Origin of the sequence: Leifsonia sp. McL0618, assembly GCF_049994905.1 — a bacterium.
Taxonomy (GTDB): Bacteria; Actinomycetota; Actinomycetes; order Actinomycetales; family Microbacteriaceae; genus Diaminobutyricibacter.
Window position 1 is genome coordinate 2,143,814 of record NZ_CP188258.1, and the last position, 23,467, is coordinate 2,167,280.

23 protein-coding genes and 1 tRNA gene are annotated in these 23,467 nt (G+C 67.0%); 10 read left to right on the top strand and 14 right to left on the bottom strand.

The window, feature by feature from the left end; genetic code table 11:
* Nucleotides 1-103: 103 nt before the first annotated feature.
* Together ACPPVQ_RS10260 and ACPPVQ_RS10265 are read left to right on the top strand one after the other, a co-directional pair.
* Nucleotides 104-406: an SHOCT domain-containing protein gene (locus ACPPVQ_RS10260; protein ID WP_426515005.1), complete on the top strand. Its 303-nt coding sequence runs from the start codon at nucleotides 104-106 to the stop codon at nucleotides 404-406.
* Nucleotides 407-463: 57 nt separating this feature from the next.
* Nucleotides 464-1,354, top strand: coding sequence for a sensor histidine kinase (locus ACPPVQ_RS10265; protein ID WP_426515006.1), 891 nt, complete (start codon nucleotides 464-466; stop codon nucleotides 1,352-1,354).
* A gap of 91 nt (nucleotides 1,355-1,445) precedes the next feature.
* Here the strand turns inward: ACPPVQ_RS10265 and def are convergent, their stop codons facing one another.
* Nucleotides 1,446-2,012 (bottom strand): peptide deformylase, encoded by a 567-nt coding sequence (gene def / locus ACPPVQ_RS10270; RefSeq protein WP_426515007.1) that lies wholly within the window; start codon nucleotides 2,010-2,012, stop codon nucleotides 1,446-1,448.
* Between the two features lie 40 nt (nucleotides 2,013-2,052).
* Here def and ACPPVQ_RS10275 point away from each other — a divergent pair, with 40 nt between their 5' ends.
* From ACPPVQ_RS10275 to ACPPVQ_RS10285, 3 genes are all read left to right on the top strand, one after another.
* Nucleotides 2,053-3,036 (top strand): multidrug DMT transporter permease, encoded by a 984-nt coding sequence (locus ACPPVQ_RS10275; protein WP_426515008.1) that lies wholly within the window; start codon nucleotides 2,053-2,055, stop codon nucleotides 3,034-3,036.
* 98 nt (nucleotides 3,037-3,134) lie between these two features.
* Nucleotides 3,135-4,367 (top strand): glycosyltransferase, encoded by a 1,233-nt coding sequence (locus tag ACPPVQ_RS10280; protein WP_426515009.1) that lies wholly within the window; start codon nucleotides 3,135-3,137, stop codon nucleotides 4,365-4,367.
* Nucleotides 4,368-4,375: 8 nt separating this feature from the next.
* Nucleotides 4,376-4,449, top strand: a tRNA-Ile gene (locus ACPPVQ_RS10285).
* A 135-nt stretch (nucleotides 4,450-4,584) separates the two neighbouring features.
* Here the strand turns inward: ACPPVQ_RS10285 and ACPPVQ_RS10290 are convergent.
* Nucleotides 4,585-4,836, bottom strand: coding sequence for a hypothetical protein (locus tag ACPPVQ_RS10290; RefSeq protein ID WP_426515010.1), 252 nt, complete (start codon nucleotides 4,834-4,836; stop codon nucleotides 4,585-4,587).
* A 170-nt stretch (nucleotides 4,837-5,006) separates the two neighbouring features.
* Here ACPPVQ_RS10290 and ACPPVQ_RS10295 point away from each other — a divergent pair, with 170 nt between their 5' ends.
* Nucleotides 5,007-7,550, top strand: a complete 2,544-nt coding sequence (locus ACPPVQ_RS10295) for a lysozyme (protein WP_426515011.1) — start codon at nucleotides 5,007-5,009, stop codon at nucleotides 7,548-7,550.
* A 4-nt stretch (nucleotides 7,551-7,554) separates the two neighbouring features.
* Here the strand turns inward: ACPPVQ_RS10295 and ACPPVQ_RS10300 are convergent, their stop codons facing one another.
* From ACPPVQ_RS10300 to ACPPVQ_RS10310, 3 genes are all read right to left on the bottom strand, one after another.
* On the bottom strand, nucleotides 7,555-8,235 hold the full coding sequence (locus ACPPVQ_RS10300) for a DUF4232 domain-containing protein (RefSeq protein ID WP_426515012.1): 681 nt from the start codon (nucleotides 8,233-8,235) through the stop codon (nucleotides 7,555-7,557).
* A 119-nt stretch (nucleotides 8,236-8,354) separates the two neighbouring features.
* Nucleotides 8,355-8,840: an NUDIX domain-containing protein gene (locus ACPPVQ_RS10305; RefSeq protein WP_426521221.1), complete on the bottom strand. Its 486-nt coding sequence runs from the start codon at nucleotides 8,838-8,840 to the stop codon at nucleotides 8,355-8,357.
* A 5-nt stretch (nucleotides 8,841-8,845) separates the two neighbouring features.
* Entirely contained in the window at nucleotides 8,846-9,556 is a 711-nt protein-coding gene (locus ACPPVQ_RS10310) for a potassium channel family protein (RefSeq protein ID WP_426515013.1), read from the bottom strand.
* 90 nt (nucleotides 9,557-9,646) lie between these two features.
* Between ACPPVQ_RS10310 and ACPPVQ_RS10315 the strand changes: the two genes are divergently transcribed.
* Entirely contained in the window at nucleotides 9,647-10,105 is a 459-nt protein-coding gene (locus tag ACPPVQ_RS10315; RefSeq protein ID WP_426515014.1) for an NUDIX hydrolase, read from the top strand.
* Between the two features lies 1 nt (nucleotide 10,106).
* Here ACPPVQ_RS10315 and ACPPVQ_RS10320 read toward each other — a convergent pair whose 3' ends face one another.
* Nucleotides 10,107-10,460 (bottom strand): hypothetical protein, encoded by a 354-nt coding sequence (locus tag ACPPVQ_RS10320; RefSeq protein WP_426515015.1) that lies wholly within the window; start codon nucleotides 10,458-10,460, stop codon nucleotides 10,107-10,109.
* 99 nt (nucleotides 10,461-10,559) lie between these two features.
* Here ACPPVQ_RS10320 and ACPPVQ_RS10325 point away from each other — a divergent pair, with 99 nt between their 5' ends.
* Both ACPPVQ_RS10325 and ACPPVQ_RS10330 read left to right on the top strand, forming a co-directional pair.
* Nucleotides 10,560-12,257 (top strand): bifunctional 3'-5' exonuclease/DNA polymerase, encoded by a 1,698-nt coding sequence (locus ACPPVQ_RS10325; RefSeq protein WP_426515016.1) that lies wholly within the window; start codon nucleotides 10,560-10,562, stop codon nucleotides 12,255-12,257.
* Nucleotides 12,258-12,313: 56 nt separating this feature from the next.
* Nucleotides 12,314-13,162, top strand: coding sequence for a DUF1684 domain-containing protein (locus ACPPVQ_RS10330; protein WP_426515017.1), 849 nt, complete (start codon nucleotides 12,314-12,316; stop codon nucleotides 13,160-13,162).
* 7 nt (nucleotides 13,163-13,169) lie between these two features.
* On the opposite strand, the gene ACPPVQ_RS10335 is transcribed toward ACPPVQ_RS10330, so the two are convergent.
* Nucleotides 13,170-13,745 carry a PadR family transcriptional regulator gene (locus tag ACPPVQ_RS10335; protein WP_426515018.1) on the bottom strand — a complete coding sequence of 192 codons (576 nt, stop codon included), beginning with the start codon at nucleotides 13,743-13,745 and terminating at the stop codon, nucleotides 13,170-13,172.
* Nucleotides 13,746-13,942: 197 nt separating this feature from the next.
* On the opposite strand from ACPPVQ_RS10335, the gene ACPPVQ_RS10340 reads away from it, so the two are divergent.
* Complete coding sequence (locus ACPPVQ_RS10340) at nucleotides 13,943-14,446, top strand: DUF3145 domain-containing protein (protein ID WP_426515019.1); 504 nt, start codon at nucleotides 13,943-13,945, stop codon at nucleotides 14,444-14,446.
* A 204-nt stretch (nucleotides 14,447-14,650) separates the two neighbouring features.
* Here the strand turns inward: ACPPVQ_RS10340 and ACPPVQ_RS10345 are convergent, their stop codons facing one another.
* The 7 genes from ACPPVQ_RS10345 to aceE form a co-directional block, all read right to left on the bottom strand.
* Entirely contained in the window at nucleotides 14,651-15,886 is a 1,236-nt protein-coding gene (locus ACPPVQ_RS10345) for a beta-ketoacyl-[acyl-carrier-protein] synthase family protein (protein WP_426515020.1), read from the bottom strand.
* A 109-nt stretch (nucleotides 15,887-15,995) separates the two neighbouring features.
* Nucleotides 15,996-16,244 (bottom strand): acyl carrier protein, encoded by a 249-nt coding sequence (locus tag ACPPVQ_RS10350; RefSeq protein ID WP_163289840.1) that lies wholly within the window; start codon nucleotides 16,242-16,244, stop codon nucleotides 15,996-15,998.
* Nucleotides 16,245-16,285: 41 nt separating this feature from the next.
* The gene (locus tag ACPPVQ_RS10355; protein WP_426515021.1) at nucleotides 16,286-17,290 is read right to left on the bottom strand and encodes a beta-ketoacyl-ACP synthase III; all 1,005 of its coding nucleotides are present in this window, start codon (nucleotides 17,288-17,290) and stop codon (nucleotides 16,286-16,288) included.
* 20 nt (nucleotides 17,291-17,310) lie between these two features.
* Nucleotides 17,311-18,231, bottom strand: coding sequence for an ACP S-malonyltransferase (locus ACPPVQ_RS10360; RefSeq protein WP_426515022.1), 921 nt, complete (start codon nucleotides 18,229-18,231; stop codon nucleotides 17,311-17,313).
* Nucleotides 18,232-18,369: 138 nt separating this feature from the next.
* The gene (locus ACPPVQ_RS10365; RefSeq protein ID WP_426515023.1) at nucleotides 18,370-19,323 is read right to left on the bottom strand and encodes an alpha/beta hydrolase; all 954 of its coding nucleotides are present in this window, start codon (nucleotides 19,321-19,323) and stop codon (nucleotides 18,370-18,372) included.
* Between the two features lie 117 nt (nucleotides 19,324-19,440).
* Nucleotides 19,441-20,634: a PucR family transcriptional regulator gene (locus ACPPVQ_RS10370; protein ID WP_426515024.1), complete on the bottom strand. Its 1,194-nt coding sequence runs from the start codon at nucleotides 20,632-20,634 to the stop codon at nucleotides 19,441-19,443.
* 17 nt (nucleotides 20,635-20,651) lie between these two features.
* On the bottom strand, nucleotides 20,652-23,378 hold the full coding sequence (gene aceE / locus ACPPVQ_RS10375) for a pyruvate dehydrogenase (acetyl-transferring), homodimeric type (RefSeq protein ID WP_426515025.1): 2,727 nt from the start codon (nucleotides 23,376-23,378) through the stop codon (nucleotides 20,652-20,654).
* Nucleotides 23,379-23,467: the final 89 nt, after the last annotated feature.

Consider the following 23,467-nt stretch of genomic DNA (forward strand, 5'->3'; position numbering starts at 1 on the left):
CGATTCACTCCGGCCGGCGGATTCGCGGTCGAGCCTGGGCGGCGAGGCTGGTGTCAACGATTCGCACCCCGCGGATCCCCACCGAACGATTGGATCCCTCACCATGTTCACTTCACTCGCCACTGCTGCCGTCGTCTGTGCGACACCCTGGTTCGGGTTCGGGTTCCCCTGGTTCTTCTTCCTCATCCCGCTGTTCTGGATCGGCCTGTTCTTCCTGATCTTCGGACTCTTCGGTCGCCGGTGGCGTCGCGCTGCCGCCTCCGGCTACGGTCCGCGCGGCTGGAACTCGGGAACACGAGCAGCCGAGCAGACGCTGTCTGAGCGGTACGCCCAGGGCGACATCGATGAGACCGAATACCGGGCTCGCCTCGAAGTGCTCCGGGCGAACCGCCAGAACCCGTCCTGAGGCGCTGGGTAGACTCCTCTGGGCCGCACGCTCCCCGCGCGGCCCAGAGGGAGTACTATGTTCGGCCCGTCCAACGGCTGGTCCGCGATCGTCGCGCTCGTCGCCCTGATCGGGGCCGCCGTCTTCCTGGTGCTGTGGCTCGTCGCCCGGTCGGCCAGGCGCCGCCAGAGCAATGAGCGCTCCGAATCCGAGTGGACGCGCATCGACCGTGAGCTCGAACTCGCCGAACAGGCAGGGCGGATGCGGATCATCCGGGAGCTTCAGGATGTCGCCATCCAGTCGGTGGGCCGCCTCGTCACCCAGGCGCAGGGCATCCGCTACGCCGCCGAGTCCGATCCCGCCGCAGCCGCCCGGTCGACAGCCGCGCTCGAGTCCCATGCGAGGGACGCCCTGGCGGACATGCGGCGGGTGCAGTCGGTGGTGCGTGAAGGTGAGGCAGTCTCCGTTCCGCAGCCGAGCCTCCACTCCGCCCGCGACCTGTTCCGCGTCATGCGCGAAGCCGGGCTCCAGGTGACGTTCGCCGAGACGGGCGAGCGCTTCGAATTGCGGCCGGGCGCTGAACTGGCCGTGTTCCGCATCCTGCAGGGGACTCTCGAGAACGCGCTGAAACACGGCGGCGCGGGCACGGATGTCCGGGTCGGCTTCGGCTGGACGGGTGACGGTCTGCAGGTCACGGTCGACGACGACGGCATCCGGGCCGCCGCACGGAGGGCCGGGCTCGACGCCGAGCAGGTCTCCGAAGCGACCCAGTACACGATCGACGACGACCTGCGGGCGCTCACGGAGTCGATCTCAGGAGCCGGCATCAGCGAGATGCGGGAGCGCGCCGAGCTGTTCGGCGGCATCCTCACTGCGCGTACGGTGCCCGGTGTCGGATTCTCCGTGTCGGTCGTGTTCCCCGCGCTGCGCTATCACAACGGCGTCCACGGCGTGAACCTGTCCCGCTGATCCGCTTCGTCGAGCACAGGAAAAAGCACCTCAACTTTGTGATTTGAGGTGCTTTTCCCTGGGCTCGGCGGGGTTGGGTGCCCGGGGAGGATCAGTCCTCGAGGTGGTCGATCCCTGGCGTCCAGGAGAGGCCTGGGGTGCCCCAGCTGTTGCGGCGGGATGCCTTCGACGCCGCCTTCGCGTACGTGTGCTCGAGCCGGTCGACGTAGATGACGCCGTTCACGTGGTCGAACTCGTGCTGGAAGATGCGGGCGAGCCAGCCATCCGCGCGCACTTCGAATGGATCGCCGTCGAGGTCGACGGCCTGCAGGATGGCACTCTGCGAGCGGACGAGCGGAAAGCGTTCGCCCGGAAACGAGAGGCACCCTTCGGAGTCGGCGTCCTCATCCGGTTCACCGGCCGGTGACGGGCTGATCCAGAGAACCGGGTTGATCGCGACGCCACGGTGCAGCACATTGTCGTCGTCGGTCCAGCCGTACACGAAGAGCCGGAGCGGCACGCCGACCTGCGGAGCGGCCAGGCCGACGCCGGGCGCCTCGTCCATCGTGTCGAACATGTCGCCGACGAGCGTGCGCAGCGTGTCGTCGAAATCGGTCACGGGGGAGGCGAGCGAGTGAAGCACAGGGTCTCCGGAAATCCGGATCGGAAGGACGGCCATTCAGCAAGAATATCGGCACGAAACTAGGTATGGTCGTGGGGTGAGCGTGGACTTGGCGGATGCGGTGGGGCAACTCGCCCTTGAGCCCAAACAGTTCCTCGGCATCCCCATTGCGCTTGTCGGTGCCTGCTTCCTCTCCGTGGGCGCGCAGCTCCAGCACCACGGCGTGGCCAAGGTCGAGGCCAGCACGCCCGACATGGCCGGTGGCGGCCTCAGCGGCACGCAGCTGTTCCTGCTGCTCAAGCGGCCCTCATGGGTGATCGGCACCCTCATGCTGGGCCTTGCGATCGTGTTCCAGCTGGTGAGCCTGTTCCTGTCGCCGCTGATCGTCGTTCAGCCGCTCGGCGCGGTGGCGCTCGTCATCACCGCCATCCTCAACGCACGGGTGAGCCACGTCAAGCTCAACCGCAGTTCGATCATCGCGATCTGTCTCTGTGTCGGCGGGGTCGGCGCCTTCGTGCTGATAGCTGCGTTCTTCGCGCGTGAGCTGCCGGTCACCGACAGGGATCTCATCCTCATCCTGATCATCCTGGCCATCGTGCTGGTCCTGTCCGCACTGGCTTTCGTCTTTCTCCGGGCCCGTTTCAAGGCGCTCATGTACATCGTGACCGCAGGCGTCCTGTACGGCTTCGTCGCCACGCTCGCGAAGGTCACCATCGCACGTCTTGTGCAGCAGGAAATCGACTGGCTGCTCGCGTTGTGCGTTCTCTCGCTCCTGGCCGCCGCCGTGCTCGGCGCCTACTTCGTGCAGAACGCCTACTCGTCGGGGCCGCCCGACCTCGTCATCGCGGGGCTCACGGTGATCGACCCGGTCGTCGCGGTGACCATCGGCATCGTCATCCTGGGTGAAGCGTCCCAGGCTCCGCTCTGGGCGGGAATCGGCTTCGTCGTCACCGGCGCCGTCGCGATCTACGGCGTATTCCTGCTCGCGAAATACCATCCCCAGAACGCCGATCCGACGGCGACACTGGAAGCCGTCGTCGCCCCCATTACCGACACCGCCGCCTCGTCCGGCTTAGACTAGGCCATTGAATCCGTCAGCCGGCAGCAGTCGACCGGTGGCGAAGGCCACAAACGTAGGGATCACTCCACTTGTCCGATTCGAACGGTTCGCATAACTCCGTGCCCACCGGTTCACCTTCGGGTACGAAGAAGCCCCTGAAGGTCCTGATCGGCGCCGACACCTTCGCGCCTGACGTCAACGGAGCTGCGCGCTTCGCCGAGCGACTCGCCTCCGGCCTGGTGGCGCGTGGCCACGAGGTGCACATCATGGCACCCGCCGCTTCACGCAGGCACGGAACGTGGGCCGAAGAATACGAGGGCCAGACGGTCACGGCACATCGGCTGTACAGCTGGCGCTGGTACCCCCACGACTGGCTTCGTTTCGCGATCCCGTGGCGAATCAGGCAGAACAGCGCGCGCGTGATCGACGAAGTCAAACCAGACGTCGTTCATTTCCAGTCGCACATCGTCGTCGGGCGCGGCCTGTCGATCGAGGCTGAGAAGCGCGGCATCCGAATCATCGGCACCAACCACTTCATGCCCGAGAACATGCTCGAGTTCACCCTCCTTCCGAAGTGGATCCAGGAGTGGGCGATCGGGCTCGCCTGGAAGGCGGCGCGACGCACTTTCGGGCGCGCAGAAGCCGTCACGACACCGACGCGCAAGGCTGCGGACTTCCTGGAGAAGTTCACCGGTCTCCGCGGCGTGCACGCGATCTCGTGCGGCATCGACGCGCACAACTACACCCCCGACTTCTCCCCGCGCACCGAGAACCGCATCCTGTTCGTCGGCCGCGTAACCGGCGAGAAGCAGATCGACGTTCTCTTGAAGGCGATCAGCCTTCTGCCCGCCGATCTGGATGCGAAGCTCGAGATCGTGGGCGGCGGCGACCAGTTCAAGAACCTGCAGCATCTCGCCGAACAGCTCGGCATCGCCGACCGCGTCACGTTCTCCGGTTATGTGACGGATGAGCAACTGCGTCAGGCGTACACTCGCGCCACGATCTTCGCGATGCCTTCGATCGCCGAGCTGCAGTCCATCGCCACCATGGAGGCCATGGCGTCCGCTCTGCCGGTCGTCGCCGCGAACGCGATGGCACTCCCGCACCTGGTGCACGACGGCGAGAACGGCTACCTGTTCGAGCCCGGAAACGCGCAGGCCCTCGCCGACAGCATCGAACGCATCCTGGTCATGCCGCAGGATGAGCTCGACGTGCTCAAGAACGGTTCGCTCACTATCGTCGCGGCACACGACATCCAGCGCACGCTCTCCACATTCGAAAGCCTGTATCGTGGTGAGGCGGTGGCCGACCCGGTGACGGAGGCGGCGCCGCGCGTGACGACGAAAGAGTAGTCGTCCCAGGGGCGGTAGCTCAGCTGGTTAGAGCATCGGACTCATAATCCGCCGGTCACGGGTTCAAGTCCCGTCCGCCCTACTTGTCTTGTCGTACGAGTCGGCCCGACGTGTCCCCGCCAGTCCGGGACGTTCCGTCCACCACGAGGTGGCGGTCTGGTACCGACGTGGCGGGCAAAGCGGGCGCCCGACCCCGCGGGTTCAGGGCGTACCGACCTCAGGGCCTGCCGCTGACCAGCTCTTTCGCGGCGTCGGCGAACGTCTCGAACGGGCCGAACCCGAGGGGTGCACCATCGGTCGGCAGGTCCTGGGGGTAGGCGACGTATCCGCCGTCCTCCACCACGATCTGCCCGACGCTCTCGGTGCCGTATGGCGTGCTGCGCACGATCGACCAGGTAGAGGCCTCACTCAATTCACACGAGTAGTCCTGGCCGTCATAGGTCGTTGTCCACTGCTCTTCGTTGCTCACGGGCCTACCATATTCGACACTCCGCAACCGGCGAAAGGTGGCCGGTTCTGCGACACGGTATTAGCGTGGGTCGTGCGACGGGTCGCCCGAAGACTCACCAGCATTGACAAGATGGCCAATTCCGGCCGCCCACACAACTGGTCTCGAAGGGCTAACCGATGCGTCCATCCATGCGTTCTGCTGTGACGGGGATAGCGGTCCTCGCCCTCATCGCGGGCGTCGCGACCGGCGCGGCACAGTCGGCGAGCGCGTCCGCCACCGCCGCTGGAGACCCCGTGACGGTGGGAACGCCAGCGCCAACGGCAACCCCCACAGCGACCCCGACCCCGTCGCCAGCCACGAGTGCGCGGGCAACGACAACGACAACGACCGCACCCGCGCCGACACCATCGGTGTCTCCGAGCGCTCCCGCGCCGACACAGAAGCCCGACCCGATCGTGGCCGACCCCTCGCTCGCAACGATGAACGCCGCGGGCAACCACAGTATGGGCTCGACGATTCGCCAGTACGAAGGCACTTCCGTCGCCCCGAATGCCGGGACGAGACTGGACGCCCCGCTGGTCGCGGGCGCCCCACCCGGGGTTCCGGGGCTCGATGTCAGCGGCTGGCAGGTTCTCAATGCCGGCAACTGGGCGACCATCCGGGCGAACGGCGCGCGGTTCGTCTACGTGAAGGCGACAGAGGCGACCGACTATACGAGCAGCCAGTTCGCCGAGCAGTACAACGATTCGTATGCCGCCGGGCTCGCGCACGGCGCATACCATTTCGCCACCCCGAACACGTCGTCGGGCGCTGTCCAGGCGAACTGGTTCATGGCCCACGGCGGTGCAGGAACCAACGACGGCCGCACCATGCCACCGCTGCTCGACATCGAGTACAACCCGTACGGGGCGACCTGCTACGGCCTGAGCCAGGCGGCGATGGTGGCGTGGATCCACGACTTCGTCAACACGATCCACACGAGGATCGGCCGGTGGGCGGCGATCTACTCGACGACCAACTGGTGGACGTCGTGCACGGGCAACAGCAATCAGTTCGCGGCCGACCCCCTGTTCATCGCACGCTACCCGAACAGCATCTCCGACGGCGCGGGAACCTTGCCGGCCGGCTGGTCGAACTACACGATCTGGCAGTACGCCGACGCGGGCACTTTCCCCGGCGACCAGGACATCTTCAACGGCAGCGACTCGGCCATGACGGCGTTCTCGCTCGGATCGAGCATCGTCCGCACCGTCGCCGATTCCACGGTGTACCTGATCTCCGGGGGGAACAAATACCCGATCCCGAGCGCTGCGGTCCTGGCCGCACTCTCGCCCCTGGGAAAGGTGGCCTACGTCGCCCAGGCCTTCCTCGACTCGATGGCGACGCAGCAGATGGTCACCCGCATCCTGCGTGCGCCGAGCGGTGCGATGTACTTTGTCGACTCGGGGTTGAAACTGCAGTTCCAGTCGTGCACCCAGGTGGCCGACTACGGCGGAAGGTGCGATCCGAGCGGATACGCGCAGGTGTCGGATGGCCAGATCGCGGCCTATGTGACCGGTCCAGCGGTCGGCCCCATCATCAACACCGTCTCGGGTGTTCAGTACTACGTGAGCGGTGGCCTGCGCCGTGAGGTGCTCGACGCCGCATCGCTGGCGGCCGCGGCCGTCCCGACGTCGCCGGCCAACCGCCTTTCGAACGATGCCGTGTCGTATCTCCCGTTCGGCGCCCCGATCGTGCGCGACAGCGTGTATGTCGCGCAGACCGGCACGTCGTCGTACTACCTCCTCGCGGAAGGTCTCAAGTACGCCGTGGATCCGAGCGCTGTGGCCCTTGCGGGCAGTTCGACACGGCAAGCCGGTTCATTGCAGGCGGGGAGCCTTGCCAAGATCCCGTCGTCGACGGCCCCGTTCGCCGGCATCATGCAGGTCTCCGGTGACCCGACGATCAGCGTGCTCGGCACCGGGGGCGCCTACACGTGGGCGCAAGGCGTCGGTGGCGCATCCCTCGACCCGGTGACGGTCTCGAAGACGCTCGCGGACTCATACGCCGCCAAGGGCGCGATCCAGCCGGGATCGGCGATCAAGTCGGCATCAGGCAGCACGGTCTACCTGACCATGCCGACCGAGGTCCTGCCCGTGGGTGCGTGGGAGTCGCTGATCGCTCTGGCGGGTGGGAAGACGCCCACGATCGTGACCATTCCGCAGAAGGTGATCGCCGGCCTGAAGTTCGGCCCGGTTGCCTTGACGGCAGGCGCCCTGGTGCGCACACCGCAGAATGCGACCGTCTACCTGGTCAACGGCGTGACGAACAAGGTCGCCTTCAGCGACCTCACCTACCCGTACGAGGCCGGCATCACAAAGCTGACGTACACGACACAGGCACGCCTCGACGCCTACCCGACGGCGCCCACGAGGCTCGTGTTCGGCATCCACTGTGGTTCGCAGTCGTATGTGAGCGCCGCCGGGTCGGTTCACGCGATCGGCGCATCACTGTTGCCGGACTATCCGATCGCGTTCGTTCCGCTGGATACTTTCACGTGCGCGCTGCTGCACAAAGGCGTGGCCGCGACGGCGTTCATCCGCACTCCGAACGGGTCGATCTATTATCTTGACGCCGGCAAGAAGCGTCCGATCGGCAGTTTCGCCCGCTACCAGCAGCTGTCGGGTGGTGCCGGATACCTGAATGTCACCCAGAAATTCGCCAACCTCATCCCGACCGGCCCGAAGGCCTGACCGCTCAGGACAGCGGGATGACCGCCTGCACCGTGAGCAGCTGGATGTTCTGGTTGTCGCACGCCTGCAATGACGTCATTGCGACGAAGGCCGAGGTCGCCGACCCGGGCGGGGCGATCCGGAAACCGTCGGGTGTGACGGCGGTGCATCCCGCGAAGTTCTGGGCGACCGCCACACGCAAGAGCGAGCTGACGGCCTGGCCGGGCTGAACCGTTTGAAGGGATGGCGCGGTCGTCGAATCGTTTATGGCGGACGGCCCGATCTGGGTTCCGTTTCCGTTGCCGACGAACGACACCGTCGGGTAGCCGTTGAGTGTGCACGGTGTGCTGCCCTTGTTGGTGAAAACGATGGGAACGTACCGGCTGCCCGCCCCGCCCTGCGTTTCGCCAAGGGTGATGGTCAGCGCTGAGAGACCGCAGATGCCGGCTCCGCTGGTGGTCGTCGGCGTGGGCGTCGGTGTCGGCGAAGGCGTGACCGATGGCGTCGGCGAGGCCGAGGGCGTCGGGCTCGGTGTTGGCGTCGGTGACGGCTTCGCCGTCGCCAGGAGCCAGATGATGATGCCGATAAGGATCGCAGCAAGCACGCTGAGGACGATGATGGCGATTGTGCGTCCGCGTGTGCCCGGCTTCTTGTCCCCGGGCCCGTCGCCCAGCGGCACCCTGCCCGTCGAATCGAGATCAGCCATCATCCCCGCCGTTCCGTCGCGTGACGCGGGGTGAGCCCACCCCGCCCAACAGTCAGTATGGTGCCGCGGTTCGATGCAGCGCCGCTACCGGGCCGCGCGCCTGCAGGTTGGACAGGCGGTCAGACCCGTTCGCCGGCGATGCGGGCCAGCAGGGCGTCCAGCACGGCTACCTGCCCGGCGACCACCTTGTCGCGGGCGGTCTCGAGAGGGAACCATCGGGCGTCGTCGATCTCGGGAAAGTCCTGGAGACGCCCGGAACGCGGCGGCCACTCGAGGGAGAAGGTATTGCTGACGACGGCGGCGGGTGAGAAGTCCGCCTCCGCGGTGAACACGATGACGGTCTTGCCCGAGGACTGGCGGAATTCGCCGAGTTTCTCGTGAGGCACCTCCGGCGAGGGTGTGCCGATCTCCTCGAGGAACTCGCGCCGGGCCGTGCGCAGTTCGTCGTCGCCGTCTGCGTCGTCCACAATGCCCTTCGGTATCGACCAGGCGCGGTCGTCCTTGCCTGCCCAGTACGGGCCACCCATGTGTGCGATCCACACCTGAAGGCCCTCGTCGGCCGCGCGGCGATAGAGCAGGATGCCAGCGCTGCGAACGGACGGCATCCGGCTCACGCCGACTTCTTCTCAAGCAGGTCCTGCAGCTGCGCGATCTGCGCCGACAGTACCCTGATCTGTCCCCGCGTCGCCGCGCGTGCGTGGTCCTCGGTGACGGTCACGCGCTCGACGATCCACGACGCGAGAGTGGCCGTCACCACGCCGAGCATCGCGATTCCGCCGACCATGAGGCCGACGGCGATGAAACGGCCCGTCTCGGTGATCGGAGCGAAGTCGCCGTAGCCGACCGTCGTGATCGTCACGAACGCCCACCAGAGAGCGTTTCCGAAGGTCGTGATCGTCGCTCCGGGCACGTGCCGCTCACTGTCGAGCACGGCGAGCGCAGCTGTGAAGACGAGCAGGCTGGCCGCGCCAGCGACATAGATGCTCACGCGTCCACGGAATGCCGAGCCCGCGGTCTTCTGCAGCACGGCGAGGATCGTCACCAGCCGAAGCAGGCGCAGCGGCCGCAGCATCGGCAGCACGACGATCGCGAGATCGAACAGGTGGGTGTAGAACCATCGCCAGCGCTCGCGGGCGAGCGAGAGGTTCACGACGTAGTCGAGGAGGAAGACGCCCCAGGTCGTCCAGATGATCACCTCGGCCACTAAAGCTTCGGGTCCCTGGAGGTCGGCGATCACCTCCCACGCATACGTTGCGAGGAAGATCGCGGCCACGATCGCGAGTGGCCACTCGGTCAATTGCTGCCAGCGTGCTTGCGTCATGGCGGAACTCTAGATCACTCGAGCGTTGGAGCGTTACGGTCGTTGTCGGCCGGGAGGCCGTGACGGATTCGTGCGACTAACGTAGGAAACGTGAATTCGGGCGATGCATGGGTTGAAGGCCCGAACGGCGAGCGGTACTGGGGGCGGTTCGGCGCGGCCGGCCTGCTCGTACTCGACCGCTACCGCGGGATCCTCTTGCAGCACCGGGCCGAGTGGAGCCACCACGGCGGCACGTGGGGCCTGCCGGGCGGCGCGCGTCACGAAGGCGAGACAGCGGTCGAGGGCGCGTTGCGCGAGGCGGCTGAGGAGGCGGATGTTCCTCCCGGTGCCCTGCAGTTGCTCTTCACGAGCGTCTTCGACCTGGGATTCTGGTCGTACACGACGGTCGTCGTCGCTGCGACCGCCCCGTTCGAGCCCCACATCGTCGACGTCGAGAGCATCGAGCTGCGCTGGGTGCCGGTCGGCGAGGTCACCGAACTGCCACTCCACCCCGGCTTCGGTGCGGCGTGGCCGGAGCTGCGGGCCCGCATCGCGAGCCTGTCGGACTGAGTCAGGAGGCGAGCGGCGTCCGGTAGGCGTTGCGCGGGGTCAGGAGGTGGCTCGGCACGTCGATGAATCCCGGTACACTGCCGTAGTACCCGGCGTTGCCGGGATAGCTTGCGCGGCCGGGGAAACGCGGCGCACCGGGATATCCGGGGTCGACGTGGTGCGTCGGCTCGAGTCGCCAGAGCAGCCGGTCTTCGACGACGGTGCCGAGGTAGCTTCCGTCACGGGTGGCGACGTCGTCGTTCGACCAGGCGAACCAGCCGATCCATTCGCCATCGGGGTTGTAGAGGTAGCGGCCGTCGTATTCGGTGCGGAAACCTACGAAAGCGCCTTTGCTGTCGTACAGGTACACTGTCATCGTCGTCGCCTCCTGCGAGTGGGTACATCTGAAGTGAATTATCCTCACTTTCGGGTAGGAGCGCAACGGGATGTCCGTGGCAGGCCGCAGAATAGACCAGTGCACATCGTTCTCGCTCGTCTCGCCGGCGAGCGCGCGGTAGCCGTCGAACTCGACGACCACGGGAGCGAAGTCGGTGCGCGTGAGATCGACGCAGGCGCGCTGGGCTCGTTCGTGGCTCAAGCCGAGGCGCGTCGACCGCGCTGGGTCTGGAACGACACGCGTGCGTGGTACCCGGCGCTGCTCGCGGAGGGCGTGCGCATCGACCGGTGCGTCGACCTGGCACTCAGCCACCGCATCCTGCGCCTGTCGACCCTGAGCGCGCGGTCCGCGCTCGCGCTGGCTCCGCCGACCGGATGGGATGCGATCGCAGCGATCGACGATGCTCCCGTCGACACCGCAGTGCTCTTCGACCTCGACGGCGACCCTGACGTCGCGGAGCCGTCACCCGATGCCGACCGCGACGCGGTCCTGGCCGAGTTCCGGCTCCAGCAGGATGCGCTCACGACCAGCTCCGAACCCGGGCGGCTGCGCCTCCTGCTCGCGGCCGAGTCGGCCGGAGCGCTCATCGCTGCCGAGATGCAGTACGCCGGGCTTCCGTGGCGCACCGAACTCCACGACGCTCTCCTGTCCGACCTGCTCGGTCCGCGACCGATGCCGGGAGCGCGTCCCGCGAAGCTCGAAGCCCTGGCGGCCGCGGTGCGGACAGCGCTCGATGTCCCCGGGCTCAACCCGGACAGCCAGGCCGACCTGCTTCGTGCGCTCAAGCGCGCCGGCCTCATCGTCAGCTCGACGCGGTCGTGGGAACTGAAGAAGGTCGACCATCCCTCCATCGCCCCACTCCTCGAGTACAAGAAGCTGTCTCGACTGGCGAGCGCGAACGGCTGGACCTGGATGGACAGCTGGATCCGCGACGGCCGGTTTCATCCCGACTACATTCCCGGCGGTGTCGTCACTGGGCGATGGGCCACGCGGGGCGGCGGTGCGCTCCAGCTCCCGCGGCAGGTGCGGGGAGCCGTGGTCGCGGACCCAGGGTGGAAGCTCGTCGTCGCCGACGCTGCCCAGCTGGAGCCTCGCATCCTGACCGGGATGTCGGCCGATACGGCCATGGCCGCGGCCGGTCGGGGCAAAGACCTGTACGAAGGCATCGTGGCATCGGGTGCCGTCGACGAGCGCGCCCACGCGAAGGTCGCGATGCTCGGTGCGATGTACGGTGCGACGACCGGGGAGAGCGGGCGGCTCATGCCCCGGCTCACCAAGGCTTTCCCGCGGGCGATCCGGCTCGTCGAGGAGGCCGCACGCGCGGGGGAGCGCGGCGACATCGTCACCTCCCGCCTGGGCCGAAGCTCACCGCGCCCGGGAGCTGCGTGGCTGCAGACGCAGGGGAGCGCATCCGCGCCGGATTCCACTGAAGCAGACGAACGCCGCGCGCGCAGCCAGGCGCGAGACTGGGGACGCTTCACGCGCAACTTCGTCGTGCAGGCGAGCGCGGCCGAATGGGCGCTGTGCTGGATGGCTGAGCTGCGCAAACGCCTCATCGCGATGACACCGCCGGCGACCCGGCTGGAGCAGGGGCCGCATCTCGTGTACTTTCTGCACGATGAGGTGATCGTGCACACACCGGAACGCATCGCCGACGAGGTCGCGGCGACGGTCGCCGCGTCGGCGCAGGAGGCCGGAAGGCTGCTCTTCGGTACCTTCCCCGTCGAGTTCCCGGTCACCGCAGCGGTGGTCGACACCTACGCGGAAGCGAAGTAGCAATAAACCTGTGTCGAATGTGGTTAGGGCATGAGACGTGAAAGAGGATGGACACCATGACTGAGACCGCAACCGCACCCGCAGACCCGCGCGATGTTCTCGCGACGTACCACCAGCGTCGCCAGCAGGCCGTTACGGCCCCCAAAGGCAACCTGGCGCTCGTGAACACACAGTGGATCTCCGGCGACCCGGAGGCGCCTGCACAGAGCGTCTGGGGCGTGCCCGGTCTCTGGGCGCCGCTGCCGAAAGGCCAGTCGGGGCTGAAGCTCACCGCGGCCGCTGCAGACGGCATCCGCGTGGACGGCGAACTGGTCGACGGCGATGTCGTGGTGCGCGGCAAAGACGATCCGGCCCCGGGCGACATCGTGTTCAGCGACACCGTGACCGGGTTTGTGATCGCCAGCGAGGAAGGCGAGTACGCGCTGCGCGTGTGGGATGCGAACTCGGAGGCCATCCAGGAGTTCGGGTCGATCGATTCGTTCGACTACAACCCGGAATGGGTGATCCAGGCGCAGTTCACGCCCATCGAAGGCGGAATGACTGTCGGCTTCGAGCACCTCAAAGACGACGGCAAGACGCGCGACATGGTCATCCCCGGTGAGATCCGTTTCGAGAAAGACGGCGTCGAGTACAACCTGGCCGCGTTCAAGGCGGGTCGGGCGCTGCAGCTGGTCTTCTCCGACGCGACGAACGGGGAGTCGACCTACTCCGTCGGGCGGTTCCTCTTTCTTGCGCCGCACCCCGACGGCACGGTGACGCTCGACTTCAACCTCGCGGTGCTGCCCCCGTGCGCCTTCAGCTACAACTTCAACTGCCCGCTGCCGCCCAAGCAGAACCGTTTCGCGGTCAAGATCGAAGCCGGCGAGAAGAACGTTCTCAACAAGGCCGGCGACCTGCTGCACTGATCGCGGATCAGTTCTCCACGACCGCCTCGGAGACGGGGGGCCGTCCGCGACGTGGGCGTTCCGTGCTGCGCTCCTGGAGGAGAACTGTGGGGTCGTCCTTCAGGGCTGAAGCCACTTCGTCGAGCCACTCGATCGCGGCACGAGCGCCGAGTTCCGCGGCCCGGTTCGCGGCCAGCACCGCGCGCGTGTCGGCGTCGTGCTCGAGTTCGCGGATCTTCTCGGTGAACGAACGGCGGTAGTCGGCGACCACCTGAGTTGCATCCGCCGCTTCGATGGATGCAGCGACCAGCACCTGGTCCTGCATCTCGTCCCAGTCCGGGCGGGAGTCCTCGGGGCCCCGGCTGAGCAACGCCACCGCCTGCACACGGCCGGCATCTGTCAGTGCGTAGAGGGGGAGCCCGTCGTCGGTGGTGCCCGCAGGCTCGACGAGTCCCTGGTCGGTCAGCCGGTCGAGGGTCGAATAGACCTGCCCGGCGTTGAGTTGCCGCCGATGCGCGGCACGGCTGAGGAACTCGGCCTGCAACTGCGACCCGTACGCCGGGCCGAGTGAGAGCAGGGCGAGGAAAGCGTTCTGCACAGACATCGGGCGGCCTCCTATATCTCTACTGAGCATGCTATTACCTGCGCCGGTCCGAACCGCCGAATCACAATCTTGTAACTCCGCGCGCTTGTACGGCATAATTCAACCAAGCGGCTTCGGCCGCACAATTTCATATCGGTGCCGCAGGCATCCGTTCACTGGTCGTTGGGGAAGACGTACCAAACCGAACGGAGGACACCATGGCAGCACCAACAGCTCGGGGAGTGCTTTTCGTGCACTCCTCTCCTGGCGCGCTCTGCCCGCATATCGAGTGGGCAGCAGGTCGCGCGATGGGTCGTGCCGTCAACTTCACCTGGGAGGCGCAGCCCGTACTCAAGGGTGCCCACCGCACAGAGTTCTACTGGGAGGGCCCGCAGGGCACCGGCGCGGCAATCGCCTCTGCGCTGCGCGGCTGGGAACACCTCCGCTTCGAAGTGACCGAAGACCCGGGCCCCGGCTCCGACGGTGCGCGCTGGATGCACACGCCCGACCTCGGCATCTTCTTCGCGCAGACCGACAGTGCCGGAAACACGGTCATCCCTGAAGACCGGGTGCGGTACGCCATGGAAGTCGCGGGCGGTGACGCGCGCGAACTGCATCGCGAGCTCCGGCTCGCGCTCGGGCAGGCATGGGATGACGAACTCGAGGCCTTCCGTCACGCCAGCGACGTGACACCCGTCGTCTGGCTGCACAAAGTGGGCTGACACCCCCAGAGCTCCCACCAGCGGGCAGGATCAGGCACAAAGCGCTGCCGCCCGAAGGTGGTGATCGAAGAATCCCCGACTGGAAGGCTTCCCAGTCGGGGATTCTCCAGACTGGCTTTCGCGGCGTCGAGCACAGGAAAAAACACCCTGAACCGCGATGTTCGGCTGCTTTTGCCTGTGCCCGACCGCGCCGCGCGAGCGAGGTCAGACGGAGCGAAAGGCGACGACGGCGTTGTGGCCGCCGAAGCCGAACGAGTTGCTGATCGCGAGCAGGTCGCCGTCACCGAGCGGACGCGGCGCCGTGACGACATCGAGCGGGATGTCGGGGTCTTGCTCGACGAGGTTGATCGTCGGCGGCGCGATGCGCTCGTGCAGCGCCATCACGGTGAAGAACGCTTCGATCGCCCCCGCACCACCCAGCAGGTGACCGGTGGACGCCTTCGTGGCGGAGACAGGAATACCGTGAAGGGCTTCACCGAACACGCGCAGCAGAGCGTTGTACTCGGCGATGTCGCCGACCGGCGTGCTCGTCGCGTGTGCGTTGATGTGGCTCACGTCGGAGAGCGTCGCGCCGGAGTTCCGGATCGCCGCGATCATCGCACGGGCTGCAGCCGAACCCTCGGGGTCGGGTGCAGTTATGTGGTACGCGTCGCTCGTGACGGCACCGCCCACGAGTTCAGCGTAGATCTTCGCGCCACGGGCCTTGGCGTGCTCCTCGGTCTCGAGGACCAGGGCGGCAGCACCTTCGCCGAGCACGAAGCCGTCACGCGAGACGTCATACGGACGCGAGGCCGTCTCGGGGGAGTCGTTGCGCTTCGAGAGCGCCTGCATCGCGGCGAATGATGCGATAGGCAGCGGATGGATGGCCGCCTCGGAGCCGCCGGCGATGACGACGTCGGCGAGGCCCTGCTGCAGGTGGTCGTACGCGTTGGCGATCGACTCGGTGCTCGACGCGCATGCGGAGACGACGGTGCGGATGCCGGCACGCGCGTGCAGGTCCATTCCGATCGCAGCACCCGGGCCGTTCGGCATCAGCATGGGTACGGTCATCGGGAGCACGCGCCGCGGCCCGCGCTCGCGCAGGGTGTCCCAGGCGTCGAGCAGGGTCCACACCCCGCCGATGCCGGTGGCCCAGTCGATGGCGAGACGTTCGGGTTCCACCTCGGGTGCCCCGGCATCCGCCCATGCTTCGCGGCCCGCGATGAGCGCGAACTGGCTGGAGGGGTCGAGCCGCTTGATCTCGTGACGCTCGAGCACCTCGGATGCTGCGACCTTCGCCTGCGCGGCGAACGTCACCGGGAGCTGGGTCTGTTCCACCCACTCGTGTTCGAGGGTCGAAGCCCCGGACTCGCCGGCGAGCAGGGCTCGCCACGTTTCTGCGGCGGTGCCACCGAGCGGCGATGCCGCGCCCACACCGGTGACGACGATCTTCTTGGTCATAACGGCAACTCTCCGTAATAGGTACTCACCGCGTGCGACTGGCTCGCAGGCGGCAACGGACAGGGGCCGACCCGAACATCAGCTGGGTCGGCCGCCCGTACGTGTGGTTCTAGTCCTGCGCCTTGACGATGAACTCGACGGCGTCGCCGACGGTCTTGAGGTTCTTGACCTCTTCGTCGGGGATCTTCACATCGAACTTGTCCTCGGCGTTGACGACGATGGTCATCATCGAGATGGAGTCGATGTCGAGGTCGTCGGTGAACGACTTGTCCAGCTCAACCGTGTCGGTTGCAATGCCGGTCTCGTCGTTGATGAGTTCGGCCAGGCCGGCAAGAACTTCTTCGGTGGACAATGCCATTGTTTTTCTCCTTGAGGGGTGTCGTTTGACCGTTGACAAGTTTAGGGCAGCACAACGACTTGCGCGCCGAAGACGAGTCCGGCCCCGAATCCGATCTGCAGGGCGAGTCCGCCGCTGAGTTCGGGATGCTCTTCGAGCAGTCTGTGGGTGGCGAGGGGGATCGATGCGGCCGAGGTGTTTCCGGTCGTCTCGATGTCGCGAGCGATGACGACGGTTTCGGGAAGCTTGAGTTGCTTCGCGAACTCGTCGATGATCCGCATGTTCGCCTGGTGGGGGATGAATGCCGCGAGCTGGTCGGGGGTGACGCCGGCGGCGTCGAGCGCCTGCTTGGCGACTTTGGCCATATCCCAGACCGCCCAGCGGAAGACGGTCTGGCCTTCCTGGCGGAGGGTCGGCCACGGAGTTTCACCGTCGCGGAACTGGGTGAGCGTGCCGTCCATGCCGACTGCACCGGCTTTCGAGCCGTCCGAACCCCAGATGGTCTTCGCGATCCCGGGGAATTCGCTCGGACCGATGACGACGGCGCCTGCGCCGTCGCCCAGCAGGAACGAGATGGAGCGGTCGGTCGGGTCCACGACGTCGGAGAGCTTCTCGGCTCCGATGACGAGCGCATAATGGGCGACACCGGCGCGGATCAGTGCATCCGCCTGCGCGATCGCGTACGCGTACCCGGCGCAGGCCGCGTTCATGTCGTAGGCGGCAGCGGGGTTCGCGCCGACTCGGTCGGCGACGACGGCCGCCATCGACGGGGTCTGCTGGCCGTTGCTGATGGTCGCGATGATCACCGCGTCGATGAGCTGCGGGTCGACGCCCGACTTCGCGATGGCCTCCTTCGCCGCCTCGGTTGCGAGATCGACGGCGAGCACGTCGTGGCTCGCGCGCGTGCGGGTGATGATTCCCGTGCGCTGCCGGATCCACTCGTCCGACGAGTTGATCGGACCGACGAGGTCGTCGTTGGGCACGACGATATCGCCGCGCGCCGCTCCGATACTGAGGATGCGCGTGTACTGCGGGCCGTGCGACTGCTGGAGGGTCGGGTGGGTCATCGGTGTGTCTTCCGTCCTGCTCAGGCCTGCTGGTCGATCAGCTCGAAAGCTGCGGGGAGGTCGTCCGGTGTCTTGATTGCGACCGCGGGAATGCCCTTGAGGCCGCGTTTCGCGAGACCGACGAGGGCGCCGGCGGGGGCCACCTCGATGATGCCGGTGACGCCTGCCGCAGCGAATGCATCCATGCAGAGGTCCCAGCGAACGGGGGAGGAGACCTGCCCGACGAGCAGGTCGACGAAGGTCTTGCCGGATTCGACCCGGGAACCGTCGCGGTTCGTCCAGATCGGAAGCGTCGGATCCGTCGCGGTCAGGGACGCAGCGAAGGTCGTCAGGTGGTCGACCGCGGGCTGCATGTACCGGGTGTGGAACGCGCCGGCGACCTGGAGCGGAATGACCCGGGCTCGTGCCGGAGGGTTCTCGCTGAGCTTGGCCAGCGCATCGAGTGCGCCGGCGACCACGATCTGGCCGCCGCCGTTGAAGTTCGCCGGGTAGAGACCGAGCGCGTCGAGTTGTGCGAGCAGCTCCGTCTCGTCCGCGCCGATCACGGCGCTCATGCCCGTCGGTGTCTCGGATGCTGCGCGAGCCATGGACGCGCCTCGTTCGCGAACGAAGGCCACAGCATCCGTCTCGCTCAGGATGCCGGCCCCGGCTGCAGCGGTCAGCTCGCCGACCGAGTGACCCGCAATGCCGCCGACGCGCTCGCGCCGTCCGTCGGCGAGGAGCGCCGACAGCGTCAGGAGCCCAGCGGCCACGATGAGGGGCTGGGCGACTGCGGTGTCACGGATGGTGTCCGCGTCGCTGACGGTGCCGTGCGCTACCAGGTCGATGCCGACCGCATCCGAGATGCCGGTGAGCTGGTCGCGGAAGGTGGATTCTGCGATCCACGGGGTCAGGAAACCGGGGGTCTGGGAGCCCTGGCCCGGGCACACGATCACAATCACCGTACTAGTCTGCCAATCCGCCGCGCTGCGGCTGTGTCGAACGCATACGAAGTATTCGCTGAAACCTGTGCCGATATCGACAAAGGAGGCCGGAACGGCCGTCGTTCAGTCTAGTTCGTCGTCGGGACGGCAGTCGGGTCAGGCGAAATGCGCGGCGGTGAAGGCGAGATCGGCGGGGGCGAGGCGACGCCAGTATCCGGAGTCGTGGCCCCCGGAGGTGAAGCCGCCTGCGGGACGCGGGGTGAGCCCGGAGACGTAGTCGCGCACGGCAGGGTAGAAGCCGTCGCCTGTGCCGCAGTCGATGCGCACCGGGATTCCCGCGAGCGCGGCCTCATGCCCGAACGGCGTGTTCGCGGCGAAATCGTCCGCGCCGTCGAACGCGATGTGCGCGGCCTCGCCGGCCGTGTGCCACAGGGCTGGGCTCACGGCGGCGACCGATGAGATTCGTTCCGGACCGAGCTGTGAAGCCAGATGCAGCGCGCCGTAGCCGCCCATCGACCACCCGTAGAGCGCGAACCGCGTGGTGTCCAGCCCGTGGCCGGCCAGGAGCGGCACGAACTCCTCGGCGACCATGGCACCCGCGTCCTCGCCGGATGCTCGACGATGCCAGTAGGTGTCGCCGCCGTCGACGGAAGCGATCGCGAACGGGCGTGTGCCGCTCTTCACGGCCTGCGCAAGGAAACGGTCGAGGCCGAGATGAGCCGTTCCGAAAGCGTTGGTGTGGTCGTCCGAGTAGCCGTGCAGGGCGATGAGCACCGGTAGCTTGTCGCCCGGGCTGGAGCCGGGCGGATAGCTGATCGCCCAGCCGCAGGTCGCGCCGAGCCTGGCCTTCGACGTGAACGAGCCGCTGATCAACGTGCCGGGCGCGACAGATGGCACGGTGCCCGCCGGACCGTTCAGGCCAAGCAGTCTGTGCATGCTCGCGCGCCCTGGCAGCAGCCGGTTCTCCACCGCGAGGCCCGCCGCGCCGGTCAGCGCGGCAAGGCCGAGGACGCCCGCGCCGACGCCGATGAGCGTGCGGCGCGACACCGCGCCGCGCTCACCACTGCGTTCGTCGCCCGCGATCTCAACGTCCGCGTCGCCTCTGGTCACTCAAATCCTCTGGTCACTCAAATCCTTCGTAACGTTCGTCGAGAACAGGATTCTTCCGGTTATCAGCGCCTCAATGGCGGGAACACCAATGGTCTCGGCAGAGTGGGCGAGGGCCGTTCAGGCGCGCCGCGGGGAGTCCGGCTCGGCGATGGAGCCGACGATCAGTGCAGCCTGCAGGATGAGCGCCTCGCGCGCGCCCGTCGCATCCCAGCCGATCACCTCTGACACACGTTTGAGCCGGTAGCGCACCGTGTTCGGGTGCACGAACAGCTCGCGTGCCGTGGCCTCGAGTGAACGCCCGTTGTCGAGATAGCACCACAGCGTCGTGAGCAGTTCCGTCGAGTGCGACTGCAGCGGCCGGTAGATGCGGTTGATCAGCGTGGCGCGGGCCAGCCCGTCGCCGGCGAGCGCGCGCTCCGGCAGCAGGTCGTCGGCGTGCACAGGGCGTGGGCAGTTACGCCACGCTTTGGCCACGGCGAAACCGGCGAGTGCCGCCTTGGCGCTCTTCGACGCATCGACGAGCGTCGGGACTTCGTGTCCGAGCACCAGGTGGCCCGCACCGAAGCCGGGTTCGAGCTGGGTCGCGATCTCCATGAAACTGACGAGCGGCGTCGCGCCGATCGCGTCGTCTGGCGTCGAGTTGCTGGGCCACGCGCGACCGATGACGAGAACGAGGCGGCTTCCCTGCACGCCGATGAGGACATCCGCGGACATGTGCCGAGCCGTGCGGCGCAGCTGGTCGACATCCAGCATCTTGGGCGCCGTGCCCACCAGCACGCTGACCTCGCCGTGCCCGTGCCAGCCGAGGGCCGCGATGCGGCTCGGGAGTTCGTCGTCGTATTCGCCCGTGAGGATCGAATCGACGACGAGTGCCTCGAGGCGCGCATCCCACAGGCCTCGTGCCTCCGCAGCCCGGGCGTACACGTCGGCCGCACCGAATGCGATCTCGCGTGAGTACAGCAGGATCGCCTCACGCAGGGCCTCGCCCCCGTTCTTGACCCGATCCTCGACGACTTCGACCGTGACCTTGATGAGCTGCAGGGTCTGCTGCAGACTCACCGAGCGCAGCAGCTCGCGGGGGGCGGCGCCGAACACGTCAGCGGCGATCCACGGCGTCGACCGCGGGTCGTCGAACCACGAGATGAACGACGAGATGCCGGCCTGGGCGACCAGCCCCACCGCGGACCGCCGCCCAGGGGGCATGTCGCGGTACCACGGCAGGGTGTCTTCGAGGCGCTTGAGCGTTGCTGTCGCCAGCTCACCGGAGATCTTGCGAAGCCAGGTGAGCGTCTCTTCTTTCGTCTTAGGCACTGGTGCCCGGCCCGGTGTCAGCTCTCGCCGCCGGCGGTTCCGGTGGTGCCGGCGTTGACGTCGTGCAGGCGGTACCGCTCGATAGCCCGGATGGGCGCGCTCGGGTCGACCTGCCCCCGTGCAGCGAGCAGTTCGAGTGTGCGCACGACGAGCGACGGGCCGTCGATCTTGAAGAAGCGGCGTGCGGCGGCCCGCGTGTCGGAGAACCCGAAGTCGTCTGCGCCGAGCGTGGCGAACTCGCCGGGTACGAACGGACGGATCTGGTCGGGAACCGCGTGCATGAAGTCGGACACGGCGACGAACGGACCGTGCGCCCCCGCCAGCTTGTTCGTCACATACGGAACCTGACGCTCCTGGTCGGGGTTGAGGAAGTTGTGCTCTTCCGCGGCGAGCCCGTCGCGACGCAGTTCAGACCACGAGGTGACCGACCACACATCGGCCGACACCCCCCAGTCCTGCGCGAGGAGGTGCTGGGCCTCGAGCGCCCACGGTACAGAGACTCCGGAAGCGAGCAGCTGCGCCTTGGGGCCTGCCACGTCGCCTTCGCGAAGGCGGTAGATTCCGCGCACGACGCCGTCGACATCCAGGCCGTCCGGTTCAGCGGGCTGCACGAGCGGCTCGTTGTAGACCGTCAGGTAGTAGATGACGTTCGGGTTCGGGTGGTCTCCGCCGTACATCCGGTCGAGACCGCTGCGCACGATGTGACCGATCTCGTAACCGTAAGCCGGGTCGTACGACACGACGGCAGGGTTGGTGGATGCGAGCAGCAGCGAGTGACCGTCGGCGTGCTGAAGGCCTTCGCCGGTCAGCGTCGTGCGGCCGGCGGTTGCGCCGATCATGAAGCCGCGCGCCATCTGGTCGCCCGCAGCCCACATCGCGTCGCCGGTGCGCTGGAAGCCGAACATCGAGTAGAAGACGTAGACCGGGATGAGCGGTTCGCCCTGCGTCGAGTACGACGTTCCGACTGCGGTGAACGCGGCGAGCGCGCCCGCCTCGTTGATGCCGACGTGGATGATCTGGCCCTGCGGGCTCTCCTTGTAGGCGAGCAGCAGTTCGCGGTCGACCGAGGTGTAGTGCTGACCGTTCGGGTTGTAGATCTTCGCATTCGGGAAGAACGCGTCCATACCGAAGGTGCGCGCCTCGTCAGGGATGATCGGAACGATGCGGTGACCGAAGTCTTTCGCGCGCAGCAGGTCTTTGAGCAGGCGGACGAACGCCATCGTGGTGGCGATCTCCTGGGTGTGCGAACCCTTCTTGGCGATGGCGTAGGCCGAATCGTCCGGGAGCGACACGTGGGTGTGCTTCGTGCGGCGTTCGGGGATGTAGCCGCCGAGGGCGCGACGGCGCTCGTGCAGGTACTGGATGGCCTCATCCTGCTCGCCCGGGTTGTAGTACGGCGGGAGGTACGGGTTCTCCTCGAGCTGCGCATCGGTGATCGGGATGCGCATGCTGTCGCGGAACGTCTTGAGGTTGTCCAGCGTCATCTTCTTCATCTGGTGGGTCGCATTGCGCCCCTCGAAGCTGGGACCGAGGCCGTAGCCCTTGACGGTCTTGGCGATGATGACGGTCGGCTGGCCCTTGTGTTCGCTGGCCGCTTTGAAGGCTGCATAGACCTTGCGGTAGTCGTGGCCGCCGCGCTTCAGGTTCCAGAGCTGATCGTCGGTGTAATCCTCGACGAGCTTGCGCGTGCGCTCATCGCGGCCGAAGAAGTTCTCGCGCACATAAGCGCCGTTCTCGGCCTTGTAGGTCTGGTAGTCGCCGTCGGGTGTGACGTTCATGAGGTTCAGGAGCGCGCCGTCCGTGTCGCGGGCGAGCAGTTCATCCCATTCGCGACCCCAGACGACTTTGATGACGTTCCAGCCGGCGCCACGGAAGAAGCTCTCGAGCTCCTGGATGATCTTGCCGTTGCCGCGCACCGGGCCGTCTAGTCGCTGCAGGTTGGCATTGATGACGAAGGTCAGGTTGTCGAGGCCCTCGTTCGCGGCGACCTGGAGCTGTCCACGGCTCTCGACCTCGTCCATCTCGCCGTCGCCGAGGAACGCCCAGACGTGCTGGTCGCTCGCATCCCGGATGCCGCGATTGGTGATGTAGCGGTTGAGCTGGGCCTGGTAGATCGCGTTGATCGGGCCGAGGCCCATCGAGACGGTCGGAAACTGCCAGAACTCCGGCATGAGTCGCGGGTGAGGGTACGACGAGAGGCCGTTGGGCGCGTGGGACTTCTCCTGGCGGAAGCCGTCGAGCTGGTCGGCACTGAGCCGGCCCTCGAGGAAGGCACGGGCATACGTGCCGGGGGAGGCGTGGCCCTGGATGAAGATCTGGTCTCCGCCGCCCGGGTGATCGTGGCCGCGGAAGAAGTGGTTGAAGCCGACCTCGTAGAGCGCTGCGCTCGACGCGTAGGTGGAGATATGGCCGCCGACGGCGATGCCCGGGCGCTGTGCGCGGTGCACGAGGATGGCCGCATTCCAGCGGATCCAAGCGCGGTAGCGGCGCTCGATCTCTTCATCGCCCGGGAACTCGGGCTCGTTCTCTGGCGAGATCGTGTTGATGTAGTCGGTGGTCGGAACCATCGGCACACCCAGGTGCAGTTCTTTGGAGCGCTTCAGCAGGCTCAGGATCACGTCGCGTGCCCGCTGGTGTCCCTGGGCTGCAACCAGTGCGTCGAGGGATTCCTGCCATTCGGCGGTCTCCTCCGGGTCCGAATCGATGTTATTCACCGAGTACGGGTCCTGGTCGTTTACAGTCACCCTCGACCTCTTTCTTGTGTCGGATAGATCGTGTCTGGGGCGCTTCGCTGTCGGATTGCGACAGGAATGAGGCACCATCTGCCAGCCTA